At 61.9% G+C, this 18115-nt stretch carries 17 protein-coding genes; 9 read left to right on the top strand and 8 right to left on the bottom strand.

All coding sequences use genetic code 11. The features are described 5' to 3' along the window. The first annotated feature begins 165 nt into the window (after positions 1-165). Positions 166-1599 (top strand): M48 family metalloprotease, encoded by a 1434-nt coding sequence (locus tag BLX41_RS19875; protein ID WP_123726267.1) that lies wholly within the window; start codon positions 166-168, stop codon positions 1597-1599. A 75-nt stretch (positions 1600-1674) separates the two neighbouring features. Here BLX41_RS19875 and BLX41_RS19880 read toward each other — a convergent pair whose 3' ends face one another. The 4 genes from BLX41_RS19880 to rpoE all read right to left on the bottom strand — a co-directional run bounded on the left by BLX41_RS19880 (position 1675) and on the right by rpoE (position 5495). Then, on the bottom strand, positions 1675-3105 hold the full coding sequence (locus BLX41_RS19880; RefSeq protein ID WP_123726268.1) for a DegQ family serine endoprotease: 1431 nt from the start codon (positions 3103-3105) through the stop codon (positions 1675-1677). A gap of 224 nt (positions 3106-3329) precedes the next feature. Next, entirely contained in the window at positions 3330-4286 is a 957-nt protein-coding gene (locus tag BLX41_RS19885; protein ID WP_123726269.1) for a MucB/RseB C-terminal domain-containing protein, read from the bottom strand. A gap of 8 nt (positions 4287-4294) precedes the next feature. Continuing rightward, positions 4295-4882, bottom strand: a complete 588-nt coding sequence (locus BLX41_RS19890) for a sigma-E factor negative regulatory protein (RefSeq protein ID WP_123726270.1) — start codon at positions 4880-4882, stop codon at positions 4295-4297. A 31-nt stretch (positions 4883-4913) separates the two neighbouring features. Continuing rightward, positions 4914-5495, bottom strand: a complete 582-nt coding sequence (gene rpoE / locus BLX41_RS19895) for an RNA polymerase sigma factor RpoE/AlgU (RefSeq protein WP_007930230.1) — start codon at positions 5493-5495, stop codon at positions 4914-4916. 559 nt (positions 5496-6054) lie between these two features. On the opposite strand from rpoE, the gene nadB reads away from it, so the two are divergent. Next, positions 6055-7677: an L-aspartate oxidase gene (gene nadB / locus BLX41_RS19900; protein WP_123726271.1), complete on the top strand. Its 1623-nt coding sequence runs from the start codon at positions 6055-6057 to the stop codon at positions 7675-7677. Here the strand turns inward: nadB and BLX41_RS19905 are convergent. Continuing rightward, a complete protein-coding gene (locus tag BLX41_RS19905; protein ID WP_123726272.1) occupies positions 7640-8092 on the bottom strand; it encodes a protein YgfX in 453 nt (150 codons plus the stop codon). The genes nadB and BLX41_RS19905 overlap by 38 nt on opposite strands. After that, entirely contained in the window at positions 8076-8330 is a 255-nt protein-coding gene (locus BLX41_RS19910; protein ID WP_011059785.1) for an FAD assembly factor SdhE, read from the bottom strand. The genes BLX41_RS19905 and BLX41_RS19910 overlap by 17 nt, the downstream gene beginning before the upstream one ends. A 149-nt stretch (positions 8331-8479) precedes the next feature. On the opposite strand from BLX41_RS19910, the gene ygfZ reads away from it, so the two are divergent. Beyond that, positions 8480-9421, top strand: coding sequence for a CAF17-like 4Fe-4S cluster assembly/insertion protein YgfZ (gene ygfZ, locus BLX41_RS19915; RefSeq protein ID WP_123726273.1), 942 nt, complete (start codon positions 8480-8482; stop codon positions 9419-9421). Between the two features lie 38 nt (positions 9422-9459). Next, positions 9460-10281 carry an HDOD domain-containing protein gene (locus tag BLX41_RS19920; RefSeq protein WP_123726274.1) on the top strand — a complete coding sequence of 274 codons (822 nt, stop codon included), beginning with the start codon at positions 9460-9462 and terminating at the stop codon, positions 10279-10281. On the opposite strand, the gene BLX41_RS19925 is transcribed toward BLX41_RS19920, so the two are convergent. Together BLX41_RS19925 and BLX41_RS19930 are read right to left on the bottom strand one after the other, a co-directional pair. Further along, positions 10275-11669: a sensor histidine kinase gene (locus BLX41_RS19925; protein WP_123726275.1), complete on the bottom strand. Its 1395-nt coding sequence runs from the start codon at positions 11667-11669 to the stop codon at positions 10275-10277. The genes BLX41_RS19920 and BLX41_RS19925 overlap by 7 nt on opposite strands. Continuing rightward, complete coding sequence (locus BLX41_RS19930; RefSeq protein ID WP_102861593.1) at positions 11662-12333, bottom strand: response regulator; 672 nt, start codon at positions 12331-12333, stop codon at positions 11662-11664. The genes BLX41_RS19925 and BLX41_RS19930 overlap by 8 nt, the downstream gene beginning before the upstream one ends. A gap of 236 nt (positions 12334-12569) precedes the next feature. Between BLX41_RS19930 and BLX41_RS19935 the strand changes: the two genes are divergently transcribed. The 5 genes from BLX41_RS19935 to BLX41_RS19955 all read left to right on the top strand — a co-directional run bounded on the left by BLX41_RS19935 (position 12570) and on the right by BLX41_RS19955 (position 18063). Beyond that, on the top strand, positions 12570-13862 hold the full coding sequence (locus BLX41_RS19935; RefSeq protein ID WP_123726276.1) for an OprD family porin: 1293 nt from the start codon (positions 12570-12572) through the stop codon (positions 13860-13862). A gap of 163 nt (positions 13863-14025) precedes the next feature. Continuing rightward, complete coding sequence (locus BLX41_RS19940; RefSeq protein ID WP_123726277.1) at positions 14026-15012, top strand: Bug family tripartite tricarboxylate transporter substrate binding protein; 987 nt, start codon at positions 14026-14028, stop codon at positions 15010-15012. A 58-nt stretch (positions 15013-15070) separates the two neighbouring features. Next, positions 15071-15529: a tripartite tricarboxylate transporter TctB family protein gene (locus BLX41_RS19945; protein ID WP_123726278.1), complete on the top strand. Its 459-nt coding sequence runs from the start codon at positions 15071-15073 to the stop codon at positions 15527-15529. 1 nt (position 15530) lies between these two features. Further along, positions 15531-17045, top strand: a complete 1515-nt coding sequence (locus BLX41_RS19950) for a tripartite tricarboxylate transporter permease (RefSeq protein WP_123726279.1) — start codon at positions 15531-15533, stop codon at positions 17043-17045. Further along, on the top strand, positions 17038-18063 hold the full coding sequence (locus BLX41_RS19955) for an AbrB family transcriptional regulator (RefSeq protein WP_123726280.1): 1026 nt from the start codon (positions 17038-17040) through the stop codon (positions 18061-18063). The genes BLX41_RS19950 and BLX41_RS19955 overlap by 8 nt, the downstream gene beginning before the upstream one ends. Positions 18064-18115: the final 52 nt, after the last annotated feature.

Raw genomic sequence — 18115 nt, forward strand, 5'->3', positions numbered from 1 at the left:
AAGCCTGAAACCAGAGCACTGTTGCACCGAGGCAAAGGCTCGATGAGGTAGACGTCGGAATTTACCCGAAAGCACTTTTTTATCCTCAGAGTTTTCACTGGCTTTGTCTGGTCCCCGGCCAGGTGTCCAGCTACAGTAGAGCCTTTGTCGACTAAGGCTTTGTGCATGAATTTATTGCGCCCTACCCTGCTGACGCTCGCTTGCCTGCTCGCCTCACCGGGCTTCGCCGACGACCTGCCGTCACTTGGTGATGCCAGTTCATCCATTGTCTCTCCACAACAGGAATACCAGCTGGGCCGTGCCTGGCTGGCGTTGCTGCGCAGCCAGGTCTCGCAGCTCAATGACCCGCAACTCAAGGACTATGTCGAAACCAGCGTCTACAAACTGGTGGAGACCAGCCAGGTCAACGACCGGCGCCTGGAGTTCATTCTGATCAACAGCCCGCAGCTCAACGCCTTCGCCGCCCCCGGCGGGATTGTCGGGGTCAACGGCGGCCTGTTTCTCAATGCCCAGACCGAAGGTGAATACGCCTCGGTGCTGGCTCACGAACTGGCGCACCTTTCCCAACGCCACTTTGCCCGCGGCGTCGAAGCCCAGCAGCGCATGCAGGTGCCAATGATGGCCGCCTTGCTGGCGGGGATCGTGATCGCCGCCGCCGGCGCCGGGGATGCAGGGATCGCCACCATCGCCGGCACCCAGGCCGCGGCCATCCAGGAGCAACGGCGCTTTTCCCGACAGAACGAACAGGAAGCCGACCGCATCGGCATTCTCAACCTGGAGAAGGCCGGCTACGACCCGCGCTCGATGCCCACCATGTTCGAGCGCTTGATGCGTCAATACCGCTTCGACGCCAAGCCGCCGGAATTTCTCCTGACGCACCCGGTCACCGAATCGCGGATCGCCGACACCCGCAACCGCGCGGAACAGGCCAAGCTTGGAGGAACCGAAGACAGCCTGCGCTATCAACTGATCCGTGCCCGGGTGCAGTTGAACTACGAAGAATCTCCAGGCCTGGCCGCCAAGCGCTTTCGCGCCCAGCTCGATGAAAACCCGAAGAACGACATCGCCCGCTACGGTCTGGCCATCGCCCAGATCAAGGGCAGCCAGTGGAACGAAGCCCGGGAAAACCTCAAGCCACTGCTGGCCAAATCCCCCAATGACGTCACCTACAACCTGGCCCAGATCGAACTGGACATGGCCAACAACCGCCTGCCGGATGCTCAGGCCCGGGTGGAGCGAATGCTCAATCTGTACCCGGGCAATTATCCGCTGAACCAGATCCGGGTGGACCTGCTGCTCAAACAGAACCGCCCGGCGGATGCGGAGAAGGCCCTGGAGAGTTTGCTGAAAAGTCGTCCGGACGATCCGGATGTCTGGTATCTGGTGGCGGAAACTCGCGGCCTGTCGGGCAATATCATTGGCCTGCACCAGGCCCGGGCCGAGTACTTCGCCCTGGTCGGCGACTACCGCCAGGCCATCCAGCAGTTGGACTTCGCCAAACGGCGGGCCGGCAGCAACTTCCCGCTGTCATCGAGAATCGACGCTCGCCAGCGGGAGATGATGGATCAGGAGCAGATGGTCAAGGACATGATGCGCTGATGTTTCCAGGCAGCATAAAAAAGCCCGCCTCTTACGAGGCGGGCTTTTTATTACGCGAGCATTTCGTCAGACGGATTACTCGGCCAGTTTGAAGGTAATGAAACTGGCTCGCCCCTGACGCAGTACGCGCATGGACACCGAACGGTTCTTCGGCAGCGCCTTGGCGATTTCGGTGAACTCCTTGGCGGTGGTAATCGCCTGGTTGTTCAGATGGGTGATCACGTCACCCGGCTGCAGACCGATCAGCGCCGCTGGGCCGTCCTGGACTTCCTTGATGACTACGCCGCCCTTGAGGTCAAACGTTTTCTTCTGCTCATCATTGAGCTCGACCACGGCTACGCCGAGACGGTTGCTGCTGCGCTCGACACCGGACTTGGGCAGCATGCTCAGATCCTTGTCTTCTTCAGGAATGGCGCCCACGGTGAGTTCGACATTCTTGCGCTTGCCTTCACGGATCACTTCCAGGTTGGCCTTGGCTCCGGCCTTCAGCGCTCCTACCAGATGCGGCAGGTCCGCCGACATGACGATTGGCTGGCCATTGAGGCTGAGAATCACGTCACCCACTTGCAGACCGCCCTTGGCCGCTGGACCGCCGTCCTGAACCTGCGCAACCAGTGCACCGGCAGGTTTTTCCAGGCCAAAGGATTCAGCCAGGTCTTTATTGACCTCCTGAATCACTACGCCCAGCCAGCCACGACTGACCTTGCCCCCGGTTTTGAGCTGATTGGAAACGTCCATGGCTACGTCGATCGGGATCGCGAAGGACACCCCCATGAAGCCGCCGGAACGGGTATAGATCTGCGAGTTGATCCCCACTACTTCCCCCGCCAGGTTGAACAGCGGACCACCAGAGTTACCCGGGTTGATCGGCACGTCGGTCTGAATGAAGGGGACGTAGTTTTCGTTTGGCAGACTGCGACCAATGGCACTGACGATACCCTGGGTCACGGTGTGGTCGAAGCCAAATGGCGAACCGATGGCCACGACCCATTGCCCGGCCTTCAGGTCCTGGGATTTACCCAGCTTCAGCACGGGCAAGTCCTTGCCATCGATTTTCAACAGTGCCACGTCGGAACGCGGGTCGGTGCCGATCAGCTTGGCTTTCAATTCGCTGCGGTCGGCCAGGCGCACGAGAATCTCGTCCGCATCGGCGATCACATGATTGTTGGTGAGGATGTAGCCATCCGGGGAAATGATGAACCCCGAGCCCAGGGACTGAGCTTCACGCTGGCGATCCCCTCGCGGAGAGCGCTGCTGCGGCATGCCGCGCTCGAAGAACTCCCGCAACATTGGCGGCAAGCCCTCCAGATCAGGCATCTGCGCCGAGTTGGAGACTCGGCGATCAGGCAGTTTCTGTGTGGTACTGATGTTCACCACTGCTGGTGAGGCCTGCTCGACCAGTTGGGTGAAATCAGGCAACTCGGCTGCCTGGGCAGACACGGCCTGCCCCAGTACCAGCACGGTGGCAAGAATGGTGAAGTAAGACTTCAAACGTGGTATCGACATACGGCTCCCGTTACGACGAGCGTGGTTAAGCGATATGGAGCAAGCCGTACCGAACATACAGGGGCGGTACTTTTGCTCCAGGAACGACAAATAAGGTCAGAACCGAGGGGGTTCTGACCTATAAAAAAACTCTGGGGATTTTGCAAATGAAATTGCTCACCAAACATTTCATCTTCTCAATTGTGGAGTAGGCATTACCGACCTCTTACACAACCAATAAAGGCTCATTGCTTGGTGGTGGCATCGGAACGCATCGACAGTGCGATACGTTCAGCGGTACCAATGGGGATTTCCCCGACCACGGTGACCATCATTTCGCCATCGGGCGTGGTCAAGCGTCGCGATACGGCGACAGTCGGACCGAGCTGAGTGCGGGTGTCGGTAACTGTCGCACCGTTGAGCGGTTCGAGGAATACCGAGAAACGCGCCAAACCGTCGTCATACAGCAAGCTGTTGACTAGGGACTTGGTTTCCGGGTCCTTGCGGGCGGAGCTACTGGTCAGCTCGAAACCTGGAGGCAACCAGTCGGAATGCCAGGTTTGCGCGGTCTTGATGGCTGAAGCCTTGTCGCTGTCCAGACTCACGGGTTTGCAGTCAGCACCAGGTTGCAACTCGGCATCTTCAGGAACATCTGTAGTATCCAGACGAGTGAACTGGAAGCGCTCCAGCAGTTGCCCCTTGTCATTCAACAACAGGGACTTGAGCGGCAGGCCGGTTTCCCTGTCCAGATGCAACTCAAAGCCGTAACGATGCTGATCTCGGGGCGTAACCGAAACGATCACTGCCTGACGCCCAGCCACACGAGACTTGCCGATAACGGCAAGGTCGTACCAACTCTTGAGCTTTTGCGGGTCCAGCACACGGGCCGCAGAGTCTGGAGCATCGCCCAGCCCTGCCACCAACGTACCGCTGACGCACTGGGTGCGACCATCAACGCGCACTACCTCTTGAGCGGATCCATCGAGCTGGATCAGACGCTCACGGACCTTTCCATCCTGGACGCGATGCCAGATGTTATGGGTAGAAAAACTACCGTTACGCTCATAAACGAAAGTGCCCTGAAAGCTTTGCTGCTGTTCCGCTTGCCCAAGACGCTGCAACCAGTCCTGAGCTTCATCGGCGTGGGCTGGAACCACAAACCAGCCACTAAGCAGAAGCGAGAGTAGAGGTATGGCGCGCATGATCCTCCTTAGCGGTTTTCCAGGCTTGCCGCACGGGCATAAGGCAGTGCGCTTTCAGTGCCTTTGAGTGCAGCTTGCTGGGCATGCTGACGCAGGTAGCTTGGCAGACGCTGATCGTGCCAGCCTGGCTGCCCTTGGAGTACGCCATTAGCCATGGGGCCAGTGGCTTCCGAGCTTTCATTGTAACCGGCCAATACAGCAGGGCCTTTAACTTGTGGAGTGGACAGGGTTGGCTGACCGGCTTGCTGAGCCAGTTCAACGCCTGCGATCTCGTCCTGGTTGTACAGACGCACACCGGCCAATACCGCGACAGTCACCGACGCAGCTACCGCCAGACGGCCCAGGCTACGCCAAGGTCCGCGGGACGCTTTGGCCGGTACGGCCTCATCAGCCAGAGCTGCAGAAACGGCAGCGGCGATGTCCAGACGTGGAAGCAGCAACTCCTTGTGCATAGCTGCCCGGGCGATTTGATAACGGGCCCAAGTCTCACGGGTTTCTACTTCGTCGACGGCATTCAATACCCGACGCAATTCCAGTTCGTCCGCTTCGTTATCCATCACCGCGGACAGCGATTCCTGCAGGGCTTCACGACTCATGGCGGTTCCTCTCTTGGCTGTCGCCGCTGTCTCAGGTTTCCTGCAACAACGGCTGCAGGGCTTTATCGATGGCTTCCCGAGCGCGGAAAATCCGGGAGCGCACGGTACCCACCGGACACTGCATGACGCTGGCAATGTCCTCGTAACTCAGACCATCGAATTCACGTAAAGTTAAGGCTGTACGCAAATCTTCAGGCAGTTGCTGGATGGTTCGATGGACAGTGCCCTCGATCTCATCCCGCAGCAATGCACGTTCCGGCGACTCGAGATCCTTCAGGCCATGATCGCCGTCATAGAACTCCGCATCCTCAGAACTTACATCGCTATCCGGCGGCCGGCGGCCGCGTGAAACCAGATAGTTTTTCGCCGTATTGATGGCGATACGGTACAGCCACGTGTAAAACGCGCTGTCCCCCCGAAAATTACCTAGTGCACGGTAAGCCTTGATAAAGGCTTCTTGTGCGACATCCTGGGCTTCATGGGTGTCGTGCACGAAACGCACGATCAACCCGAGAATTTTGTGCTGGTATTTCAGCACGAGCAGATCGAACGCTCGCTTGTCGCCGCGTTGAACGCGTTCGACCAGCTGCTGATCCTCTTCCTGGGTTAGCATGAACACTCCTCGATAAGCTCGGAGGAGGCTTGCATCACTAATTGATCAGGCTTGCAAACATAGACTCGGGCTTTTCGCAAAAGTTCTCCCCCTCCAAGCAAGTTTCCTGCGGGCTCTGATCCGGCACGCACGAAAAACGCAGCGCGGGCAAGGCCGGCTGCGCGAATAATCCTGTCGTCGATGCCTGTCACAAGGGACAGATTGCAAACCTTGGCCAGAACCGACGCTGTCCCTTCTTTCAGGCAACCTTCTATTGAGTTTAGGGCCTTGGCAAAAGTTCCCAATCTTTATAGCTGTGCCGAACGAAGATTGTGTAACCGTGAAGAGAAAAACCGCCCTACTTCTTCGATCACTCGGTTTCGCAACCTGGAATGCTTCGAATACCTGGGTGATCGAGAGCAACGCTTCTGCTCAGCGAAGTCGCACAATGCCCTGAAGGCGCGACTATTGTGCCGATCCCCCCCTCTATATACTAGTGGGCTGTGTGGCTGCCATGACTCGCCGATTCAGGCGTCTTGCGCCAACCCCGTCCTGGGTCGCTTTGAGCGGAATCCTTCAAATGAGCCAACAGTTTCAACACGATGTTCTAGTGATTGGCAGCGGTGCCGCCGGCTTGAGCCTGGCCCTGACCCTGCCCCGCCACTTGCGTATTGCTGTCCTGAGCAAAGGCGATCTTGCCAATGGCTCTACCTACAGGGCCCAAGGCGGCGTCGCTGCGGTGCTGGACGATACCGATACCGTCGAATCCCATGTCGATGACACTCTCAACGCCGGCGGCGGACTGTGCCACGAGGATGCCGTGCGATTTACCGTGGAACACAGCCGCGAAGCCATCCAATGGCTGATCGACCAGGGCGTTCCCTTTACCCGTGATGAAGATGCCAGCAGCGACGACAATGGCTTCGAGTTCCACCTGACCCGGGAAGGCGGTCACAGCCACCGACGGATCATCCATGCCGCAGACGCCACCGGCGCGGCCATCTTCAAGACACTATTGGCCCAGGCCCGACAACACCCCAATATCGAATTGCTGGAGCAACGGGTTGCCGTCGACCTGATCACCGAGAAACGCCTGGGCCTGGAAGGCGATCGCTGCCTGGGCGCCTACGTGCTCAACCGCGGCACCGGTGAAGTGGATACCTTTGGCGCCCGCTTCGTGATCCTCGCCTCCGGCGGTGCGGCCAAGGTCTACCTCTATACCAGCAACCCCGACAGTGCCTGTGGCGACGGCATCGCCATGGCGTGGCGCTCGGGCTGCCGGGTGGCCAACCTGGAGTTCAACCAGTTCCACCCCACCTGCCTGTATCACCCACTGGCCAAGAGCTTCCTGATCACCGAGGCCCTGCGCGGTGAAGGCGCCCACCTCAAGCTACCCAACGGCGAACGCTTCATGCAGCGGTTCGACCCCCGGGCCGAACTGGCTCCCCGGGATATCGTCGCCCGGGCCATTGACCATGAAATGAAGCGCCTGGGGATCGACTGCGTCTACCTGGATATCAGCCACAAACCGGAAGCCTTCATCAAGACCCACTTCCCCACCGTGTATGAACGCTGCCTGGAATTTTCCATCGACATCACCCGACAGCCAATCCCGGTGGTGCCAGCCGCCCACTACACCTGCGGCGGCGTGATGGTCGATCAACAGGGGCGCACCGATGTGCCAGGCCTGTATGCCATCGGCGAAACCAGTTTTACCGGTCTCCACGGAGCCAACCGCATGGCCAGCAATTCGTTGCTGGAGTGTTTCGTCTACGCCCGTTCGGCAGCGGCCGACATTCTCCAGCAGTTGCCCCAGATTTCGATCCCCATCGCCCTGCCGGCCTGGGATGCCAGCCAGGTCACCGATTCCGACGAGGACGTGATCATTGCGCACAACTGGGACGAACTGCGGCGATTCATGTGGGACTACGTCGGCATCGTGCGGACCAACAAACGCCTGCAACGGGCTCAACACCGGGTACGCCTGCTACTGGACGAGATCGACGAGTTCTACAGCAACTACAAGGTCAGCCGTGACCTGATCGAGTTGCGCAACCTGGCCCAGGTGGCCGAGCTGATGATTCTCTCGGCCATGGAGCGCAAGGAAAGCCGGGGTCTGCACTACACCCTCGACTACCCGCAGCTGCTGCCCGAGGCTCGCGACACTATTCTGCTGCCGCCCACCTACGCCGGCCGAACTTGAGCCGCACCCGCAGACGCCGATGCTCATCGGCTGTCTGCGCGTCCCTCGGAACACAAAGCGAGTGCACCCAGCGCTCACCCCGCAGACGAAAGCGCAACACCACGATCAGCGGCAATGCCAGGCTGTCAGGCCGCAACTGCACCACCTGCCACCCCGTGGCCGGACTCCACAGCTGCCAGCCCTCAGGCGAGTGCCGCAAGCGGCTGAATGCTCGGGAATGGGTCAACAAAATCTGTCGCGGCAGCACCCAGCCGCCATGCAAAACACACAGCAGGATGCCCAGCCCCTTGGCCAAAGACGGGATATCCAGCAGAAAAATGGCGACCAGGGCGAATGCCTGGGCCAGCAGATAGGCCGCCAGCAGTTGCCGTGAGGCACGCCAGCGGCACTCGAACAGCCTACTTGGGCTGGACACGGTCCAGAATCATGCGAACCATGCGCTGCAGCTCAGGATCCTCGGACTCGCTGCGTTCCATGAACCAGCCGAACATGTCCTGATCCTCGCACTCCAGCAACTTGCGGTAGCACTCGCGATCAGTCTCATTGAGATGCGGGTACACCTCCCTGACGAACGGCACCAGCAATACGTCCAGCTCAAGCATGCCGCGACGGCTGTGCCAGTAGAGGCGATTCAGTTCAACATCTTCAACCATGGAGCGCTCCTCAAATAGAGCGCAAGTATACAGCCCGGGGAACACGAGAACAGTCGGCTTTGGTCGGTCACCACCCGTCCTTTGTGAACTATCCATTTCAGGGGCGCCCCCTTATGATGTGCCCCAGACTTTTTACCCTGCGATGAACCATGGCTGACTCCGCTTTTTTCTGTCCCCTGTCCCACGAAGGCGTCCTCGCCGTCCGCGGCCCCGATGCCAGCAAATTCCTTCAGGGTCAGTTGACCTGCAACCTCAATTACCTCAGCGACAGCCAGTCCAGCCTGGGCGCCCGTTGCAACCAGAAAGGCCGCATGCAGTCGAGCTTCCGTATCCTCCTGGAGGGTGACGGCTGTCTGTTGGCCATGGCCAGCGAACTGCTTGAGCCGCAATTGGCAGACCTGAAGAAATACGCAGTCTTCTCCAAGGCCAAGCTCACCGATGAAAGCGCCAACTGGGCACGATTCGGCCTCAGCAATGCGGACTCCTGCCTGAGCGGCCTGGGCCTTGAACTGCCCCAGGAAGATGACGCCGTAGTCCGCGCCGACGGCCTGATTGCCGTGCGCGCCTCAAGCAACCGTGTCGAACTCTGGGTCCCGGCGGAACGCGCGGAGAGCCTGGGCCAGCAACTGGCTGCGCAACTGCCCCAAGGCGAGCTCAATCAGTGGCTGCTGGGCCAGATCCGCGCGGGCCTCGGCCAGGTCATGGCGCAGACCCGTGAACTGTTCATTCCACAGATGCTCAACCTCCAGGCCGTAGGTGGCGTCAGCTTCAAGAAAGGCTGCTACACCGGTCAGGAAATCGTCGCCCGCATGCAATACCTGGGCAAGCTCAAGCGCCGCCTCTACCGACTCGCATTGCCCGCCGGCGAACTCCCCGTCCCAGGCACCCCGCTGTTCTCCCCAACCCACAACAGCTCCATCGGCGAAGTGGTCCTGGCCGCCCAGGCCCCCGATCAAGTGGAACTGCTGGCCGTGTTGCAGGCCGAAGCGGTAGAAGATGGCAACCTGCACCTGGGCACACTCGAAGGGCCAGGTCTGCAATTGCTGGACCTGCCGTACCAGTTGGACCGCGATCGCGAAATCCAGCGCTGACCGACTCCCCCTTTCCTGCAACACCCTAGAGAACTGAAATGACTGAGCTGGCGGAAAAGGTCCAACAGGATTTGGTGGAGGCCATCGACAACGATGACCTGGTTCTGCCAACCCTACCGGAGGTGGCCATGCAGATTCGCCGGGCCGCCGAAGACCCGGAAATCAGCGTCAGCACCCTGAGCAAAGTGATAGGCCGCGACACCGCGTTGTCGGCGCGACTGATCAAGGTGGTCAACAGCCCACTGTTGCGGGCGGCCCAGGAAGTTACCGACCTGCATACTGCAATCACCCGTCTGGGAGTCAACTACAGCAGCAACCTGGCCATCGGCCTGGTAATGGAGCAGATCTTCAATGCCCGCTCCGAGGTGGTTGCACAGAAAATGCACGACGTCTGGCGCCGCAGCCTGGAAGTGGCCGGGGTCAGCTATGCCCTGTGCCGCAGCTACACCCAGCTCAAGCCCGACCAGGCGGCCCTCGGCGGCCTGGTGCACCAGATCGGCGTGCTGCCGATCCTGACCTACGCCGAAGACCACAACGAACTGCTTTCCGACCCGGTCAGTCTCAATCACGTGATCGAACGCATTCACCCGCTGCTGGGGGACAAGCTGCTACGGGTCTGGGAGTTCCCCGAGCAACTGGTGGAGATCCCCGGGCACTACCTGGAGTTCAACCGCCAGACCAGCGGAATCGACTACGTCGACCTGGTCCAGGTGGCGACCCTGTACTGCCACAAAGACACTGATCACAGCCTCTCGCGCATCGACGCCTTCAGCGTGCCGGCGTTCAAGAAGCTGGGGATCGACCCGGAAAACAAGGCCATGTGCAACGATCTGCAAAAATCCCGCTCAATGCTCTACTGATCCTTGCCCGCGATAAAACTCACCCGCACCTTCAGCCCCGAAGGCTCGCCATCGTGCAGGCTGATCTGTGCCAGATGGGCGCGACAGATTTCCCCCACGATCGCCAGCCCCAACCCCGAACCGGCCACCTGCTGATTACGCCGGTAAAAACGCTCGAAGACCCGGTCGCGATCCTCCAGGGGAATTCCCGGCCCGTCGTCCTCCACCTCCAACACCCCCGGCGCCGATACCCGCAGCACCACATTGCCGCCCGGCGGCGTGTGGGCCAGGGCGTTGTCCACCAGGTTGCTCAGCAGTTCATTGAGCAGGGTCGGTTCACCCTTGAGCCACACCGGCTCGTCGGCTTCCAGGGCCAGGGCCACCCCTCTGGCATGGGCCAGGGGCGCCATGGCCATGCCCAGTTCCCGGGCCAGCTGGCTGAGATCGAGCAACTGCGCGCCTCCCTCGGCGATGGCTCGGGCGCCATTTTCCACCCGGGCCAGGGACAGCAACTGATTGGCCAAATGGGTCAGGCGATCGGTGCCCTGGGCTGCGCTTTCCAGGGTCGTGCGCCATGTGTCCGGCTCGCTGGAACGCAGCCCCAGCTCCAGACGGGCCTTGAGTGCTGCCAGTGGTGTACGCAACTCATGGGCGGCCTCGGCAATGAACTGCGCCTGGCGTTCGAACTGCCCCCGCAGGCGTTCGGTGAAATGGTTCAAGGCCCGCACCAGGGGCCACAACTCACGCTGTACCGAAACCAGCGGCAGCGGCCGCAAGTCATCGGGCTGGCGTTCCTCCACCGCACCGCGCAAACGTTCCAGCGGACGCAAGGCGGCACTCACCGCAAACCACACCAGCAGCAACGCCCCAATGGCCAGCATTCCCAGGCGCAGCAAAGTGTCGGCCATCAGGCTGCGAGCCATGGCGACCCGCGCCTCGTCGGTCTCCGCCACGCGGATTTCCGCCATGCCGTTCATGTTCGGCTCGCTGACCGCCTTGAGCAGGCTCACCACTCGCACGTTCTGGCCCTGGTAGGTGGCGTCGTAGAAACGCGCCAGGGCCGGATAGTCATCGGTACGCGGAGTACCCGGTGGCGGACCAGGCAGGTTTTCGTAACCGGAGATCAGTTGCTGGTGAATATCGTTGACCTGGTAATAGATGCGCCCGGCACTGTCGTAGGCAAAGGTGTCCAGGGCCACATAGGGCACATTGGCGCTGAGGCTGCCGTCACGCTGGGACAACCCGGCGGCAATGGTCCGCGCCGAGGCCAGCAGGGTGCGGTCATAGGCGGTGTCGGCGGCCTCACGGCCGTTCCAGTAGGCACTCAAGCCGCTGGCCAGCATCAGCACCACCAACAGCAGTGCCAGGTTCCACAGCAACCGCCAGCGCAGGCTGCTGGGCCTATGCATCGCGGCTTTCCAGCAGATAACCCAAGCCACGGAACGTCACGATGGCCACCGCATGACCATCGAGCTTCTTGCGCAGACGGTGGACATAAATCTCGATGGCATCCGGGCTGGCCTCCTCATCCAGGCCGAACACCTGAGAGGCCAATTGCTCTTTGCTCATCACCCGGCCGGGACGGGCAATCAATGCCTCGAGCACGGCCTGCTCGCGGGACGTCAGGGTCAGCAATTCCTCACCCAGGGTGAAGCGCCGGGTATCCAGGTCATAAGCCAGCACTCCGCAACGCTGCTGGCGCTCGCCCCCCAGCACGCTACGGCGCAACAACGCCTTGACCCGAGCTTCGAGCTCGGTCAGTTCGAACGGCTTGGCCAGGTAATCGTCGGCCCCCAGGTTCAGACCGTGGACCCGATCCTTGACGTCGCTGCGGGCGGTGAGCATCAGCACCGGCAGGTTCTTGCCCCGGGCCCGCAGGCGCGCCAGCACTTCGAAACCGTCCAGGCGCGGCAGGCCGACGTCGAGGATCGCCATGGCGTATTCCTCACTGCCCAGGGCCAGGTCGGCGGCCACGCCATCGTGCAGCACATCCACGGTCAGGCCGGTGCTCTTGAGCGCCTGGGCGACACTTTCGGCCAGTTGCAGATGGTCTTCGACGAGCAGGACTCGCATGTTTTCTTACCTCGTTCCGGGGGGGATCGACGCCGCTCTTTGGCGCGGAGTGTACCGCCGCAACCGCCGCTGTGAAGCCCAAAAGCCGCGAAAGTGCACTGAAAGGTTAGCGAAAGGTTGGCCCTTTAGAGTCCGGCTACGGACAGTCTCGACTGCCCTGGCCGTGAAGGCCGCTGACCCGCAAAACGCCTCGAAGCGTTTTCGTCAAAATAAGAACAATAACGGAGTACTCCAGGATGCCATCCTCGCACCCTCAGGCTGTCCAGCCCGCGCGTTTTTCCCGTCTGACCCCAACCGCCCTGGCCAGCGCCGCCGCCCTCGCCGGTGTCGCCCCACTCAGCCAGGCCGCCTTCTTCGAAGACAGCAGCGCCACCTTCGAAACCCGCAACATGTACTTCAATCGCGACTTTCGCGACGGCACCAGCGCCCAGCAATCCAAGCGCGATGAATGGGCTCAGGGTTTCATGCTCAACCTGCAGTCGGGCTACACCGAAGGCACCGTGGGTTTCGGCCTGGACGCCCTGGGCATGCTCGGGGTCAAGCTCGACTCCAGCCCCGACCGCACCGGTACCGGCCTGCTGCCGACCCACGACGACGGACGTGCGGCCAACCAGTACTCCAAGCTCGGCCTGACCGGCAAAGTGAAGATCTCCGCCACCGAACTGAAAATCGGCAGCCTGATCCCCGAGTTGCCGATCCTCAAGCCCAACGACGGGCGCATCCTGCCGCAGACCTTCGAAGGCGGCCTGCTGACCTCCAGGGAAATCAAGAACCTGACCTTCACCGGCGGGCGCCTGGACAAGGCCAAGGACCGCGACGACAGCAACTACGAGGACATCCGCCTCAACAACAAGAACAGCCGCTTCGCCGGCACCGTGGCCGGCAAGCACTTCAATTTCGGCGGCCTGGATTACAAGTTCACCGACAAGATCACCGGCAGCTACCACTTCGCTCAACTGGACGATGTCTACAACCAGCACTTCCTCGGCCTGGTAGCCTCCCAGCCCATGGGGCCGGGCACCTTCGGCACCGACCTGCGCCTGGCCATCAGCGACGACCAGGGCCAGGCCCGGGGCGGCAAGATCGACAACAAATCCCTCAACGGCCTGGTGAGCTATGCCCTGAACGGGCATAAACTCAGCGCCGGCTACCAGCACATGTCCGGCGACAGCGCCTTCCCCTACGTGGATGGCAGCGACCCGTACCTGGTGAACTTCGTGCAGATCAACGACTTCGCCGGGGCCGAGGAACGTTCCTGGCAGGCCCGCTACGACTACGACTTCGCCAAGCTGGGGATTCCCGGCCTGAGCTTCATGACCCGCTACCTCAGCGGCGACAACATCGCCCTGAAAAACGGCGACACCGGCAAAGAGTGGGAACGCAACACCGAGGTCAAATACGTAGTGCAAAGCGGCACCTTCAAAGATGTCGCCGTGCGCCTGCGCAACGCCACCTACCGCTCCAACTACTCGGCTCGCGACGCGGATGAAGTGCGCCTGCTGGTGAGCTACAGCGTGGCCCTGTGGTAAGCCACCCGTATCACGCTGCGTCGTAGGCGCTGGCTTGCCAGCGAAGAGGCCCGCAAGCCCTGTACAAAACCAAGGCCCCCTTCGCCGGCAAGCCGGCTCCTGCGGAAAAAGGGTCGGGGATGACCCGGACATACCGATGACAACAACTCCTGTGGAGACGTTCATGGACCTTTCACTGCGCAAACTAGCCCTCGCCGCCGGCTGCATGCTGTTCGCCGGCCAACTGCTGGCCGCGACCGCCGAGCCCAAACGCCCGGAATGCATCGCCCCGGCCTCCCCCGGCGGCGGTTTCGACCTGACCTGCAAGCTGGCGCAAAGCGCCCTGGTCAACGAAAAGCTCCTCACCAAGCCGATGCGCGTGACCTACATGCCTGGCGGTGTCGGTGCCGTGGCCTACAACGCCGTGGTGGCCCAGCGTCCCGCCGACGCCGGAACCCTGGTGGCCTGGTCCAGCGGCTCGCTGCTGAACCTGGCCCAGGGCAAGTTCGGCCGTTTCGATGAAAGCGCGGTGCGCTGGCTGGCCGCGGTCGGCACCAGCTACGGTGCCATCGCCGTGAAAAGCGACTCGCCCTACAAGACCCTCGACGATCTGGTCCAGGCTCTGAAGAAAGATCCAAGCAAAGTGGTGATAGGTTCCGGCGGCACCGTGGGCAGCCAGGACTGGATGCAGACCGCACTGATCGCCAAGGCCGCCGGGATCAACCCCCGGGACCTGCGCTACGTCGCCCTGGAAGGCGGTGGTGAAATCGCCACCGCCCTGCTGGGCGGACACATCCAGGTAGGCAGCACCGACATCTCCGACTCCATGCCCCATATCCAGGCCGGCGACATGCGCCTGCTGGCAGTGTTCTCCGAACAGCGTCTGGACGAGCCGGAAATGAAAGACATCCCCACGGCCAAGGAGCAGGGCTACGACATCGTCTGGCCGGTGGTACGCGGTTTCTACCTCGGGCCGAAAGTCACCGACGAGGAATACGCCTGGTGGAAAAATGCCTTCGACAAGCTGCTGGCCTCCGAAGAGTTCGCCAAGCTGCGTGACCAGCGCGAACTCTTCCCCTTCGCCCTCACCGGCCCCGAGCTGGACACCTATGTGAAGAAACAGGTGGCCGACTACAAGACCCTGGCCAAAGAGTTCGGCCTGATCCAGTGACCGACCCTTTCTGACGGCCCGGCCCTCGCGCATCGAGGGCCGCGCCCGGGAGTTAGCCATGCTCGTTCAACGTCTCTTCGCTGCGGTGTTGCTGCTGGCCTGTGCCAGCCTGGCACTGATGGCCTGGCCGTATCAGGCGGCCTTTTCCTACGAACCCGTCGGCCCGCGGGCCTTCCCCTTGCTGATGCTCGGCCTGATGGGCCTGGCCCTGCTGTACATGCTGCTGCGTCCGGCCCCCATCAAGCACAGTGAAGAAGAACCGCCCCTGGACCGGGCAACCCTGAGCAAGATCGCAGTCTGCGTCGCCTTGCTGCTGGTGTTCGCCGGAACCTTCGAACCCCTGGGCTTCATCGTCGCCAGCATCCTCATCGGTGTACCGATGGCACGGCTCTACGGCGGCCGCTGGCTACCGAGCCTGGTGATCATCAGCCTGCTCAGTGTCGGCCTCTACTGGCTGTTCGACCGGGTCATGGACGTACCACTGCCCCTCGGCCTGCTCGACGTTCTGGAGAATTGATATGGATACCCTCAGTTATCTGGGCCAGGGCTTCGGCGTTGCGCTGACCCCCTACAACCTGGTTACCGCCCTGTCCGGCACCCTGATCGGCACCGTGGTCGGCCTGCTCCCGGGCCTGGGCCCGATCAACGGCGTGGCTCTGTTGATCCCCATTGCCTTCGCCCTGGGCCTGCCACCGGAGTCGGCGCTGATCCTGTTGGCGGCGGTGTACCTGGGTTGCGAATACGGCGGCCGCATCAGTTCGATCCTGCTGAACATTCCAGGCGAAGCCTCCACCGTAATGACCACCCTGGACGGCTACCCCATGGCACGCAAAGGCCTGGCGGGCGTGGCCTTGTCACTCTCGGCCTGGAGTTCGTTCATCGGCGCCTTCATCGCCACCTGCGGCATGGTGCTGTTCGCCCCGCTGCTGGCCAAGTGGGCGATCGCCTTCGGCCCGGCGGAATACTTCGTGCTGATGGTGTTCGCCATCGTCTGCCTCGGCGGCATGGCCGGCGATCGGCCGCTGAAGACCTTCATTGCCGCGTTGATCGGCCTGTTCCTGTCGGCGGTGGGCATCGACGCCAACAGCGGCGTGTACCGCTTCACCGGGGACAACATCCACCTCACCGACGGCATCCAGTTCGTGGTGCTGGTGCTGGGCCTGTTCTCCATCAGCGAGATCCTGTTGCTGCTGGAGAAGACCCATCGCGGCCAGGAAGCGGTGAAAGCCACCGGACGCATGATGTTCAACTTCAAGGAAGCGGCCTCGGTGTTCGTGGTGAACATCCGCTGCGGCCTGCTGGGCTTCATCATGGGCGTACTGCCCGGCGCCGGCGCGACCCTGGCCAGCGCTGTGGCCTACATGACCGAGAAGCGCATCGCCGGCGCCAGCGGCACCTTTGGTGAAGGTGACAAGCGCGGCCTGGCCGCCCCGGAAACCGCCATCGGCGCCTCGGCCTGCGGCGCCCTGGTGCCGATGCTGACCCTCGGCGTGCCCGGGTCCGGCACCACGGCGGTGATGATCGGTGCCCTGTCGCTGTACAACATCACCCCCGGACCGCTGTTGTTCCAGCAGCAGCCGGATATTGTCTGGGGCCTGATCGCCTCCCTGTTCATCGCCAACATCATGCTGGTGATCCTCAACATCCCGATGATCCGCATCTTCACCCGTATCCTCGCCGTGCCGAACTGGGCCCTGGTGCCGGTGATCGCAATCATTACCGGGATTGGCGTCTACGCAGTGCACGCCACCACCTTCGACCTGTTCCTGATGGTGGGCATCGGCATCTTCGGCTACATCCTGCGCAAGCTCGACTTCCCGTTGTCGCCGGTATTGCTGGGTTTCATCCTCGGCGGCTTGATGGAGCAGAACCTGCGCCGGGCGCTGTCGATCTCCAATGGCGCGATGGAGATCCTCTGGTCGAGCCCGATCACAGTCGGGGTCTGGGTGTTGACCATCCTCATGCTGCTCATGCCGCTGCTGCGCATCTGGCGCAAGCGTTCGGTCCAGCAACGTGCCGTGGCCGATGTCTGAAGCCCGCTTCAGACAATGGTGGGGCACGCCCCTGGTGGGCCTGGCTGGCGGTTATCTCGCCAGCCAGATCGGCTGGCCGCTGCCCTGGATGGTCGGCTCGCTGCTGGCGATCATCCTGGTGCGCTGCCTGACGCCCTGGCAATTGGCGGAAATTCCCGGCGGCCGCAAATGTGGGCAATGGGTGGTGGGCATCGGCATTGGCCTGCACTTCACCCCATTGGTGATGGAGCAGGTCATGCGCCACTTTGGCCTGATCTTCTTCGGCGCCCTGGTGACCAGCCTGTCCAGCGTGGTCGGGGTCTGGTTGCTGCGGCGTACCGGAGAGGATCGGGCCACGGCGTTTTTCTCCAGCATGCCCGGCGGCTCCGGGGAGATGGTCAATCTGGGCGCGCGCAATGGCGCGGTGCTCAGCCGCGTAGCGGCCGGACAGAGCCTGCGGGTACTGACGGTGGTGCTCTGCGTGCCGGCGGCCTTCAAGTATCTGCTGGGAGAAGGCCCCCCCGCCCTGCATGCCACCAGCGTGGACTGGCAGTGGCTGGCCCTGCTGTTTCCGGCGGGCGCGCTACTGGCCTGGATCTGGCAGCGTCTGCGTCAACCCAACCCCTGGCTGTTCGGCCCCTTGCTGCTCAGCGCTACGGTGAGCATCGCCTGGGACCTGCACATCGGCCTGCCCGAGGGCGGCAGTCAGGTGGGCCAATGGCTGATCGGCAGCGGCCTGGGCTGTCACTTCAATCGGCAGTTCTTTCGCCGTGCGCCGTCGTTCATGGGACGGACCTTGATCGGCACCGCCCTGACCATGCTGATCGCCGGCCTCGCGGCACTGGGCCTGAGTGTGTTGACCCACCTGGATCTACGTTCTCTGACATTGGGCATGATGCCCGGCGGTATCGCGGAAATGAGCCTGACGGCCGAGACCCTGCAACTGTCGGTGCCACTGGTGACCGCCATGCAGGTGATGAGGTTGTTGTTCGTGCTGTTTCTCGCGGAGCCGTTGTTTCGGCATTGGAACAGGGATTGAGAACCTTGTGCGCCGGCAAGCCGGCTCCTGCTGGGGATGCAGGAGCCGGCTT

The sequence above is a fragment of the Pseudomonas protegens genome, assembly GCF_003732485.1.
Classification (GTDB): Bacteria; Pseudomonadota; Gammaproteobacteria; order Pseudomonadales; family Pseudomonadaceae; genus Aquipseudomonas; species Aquipseudomonas protegens_B.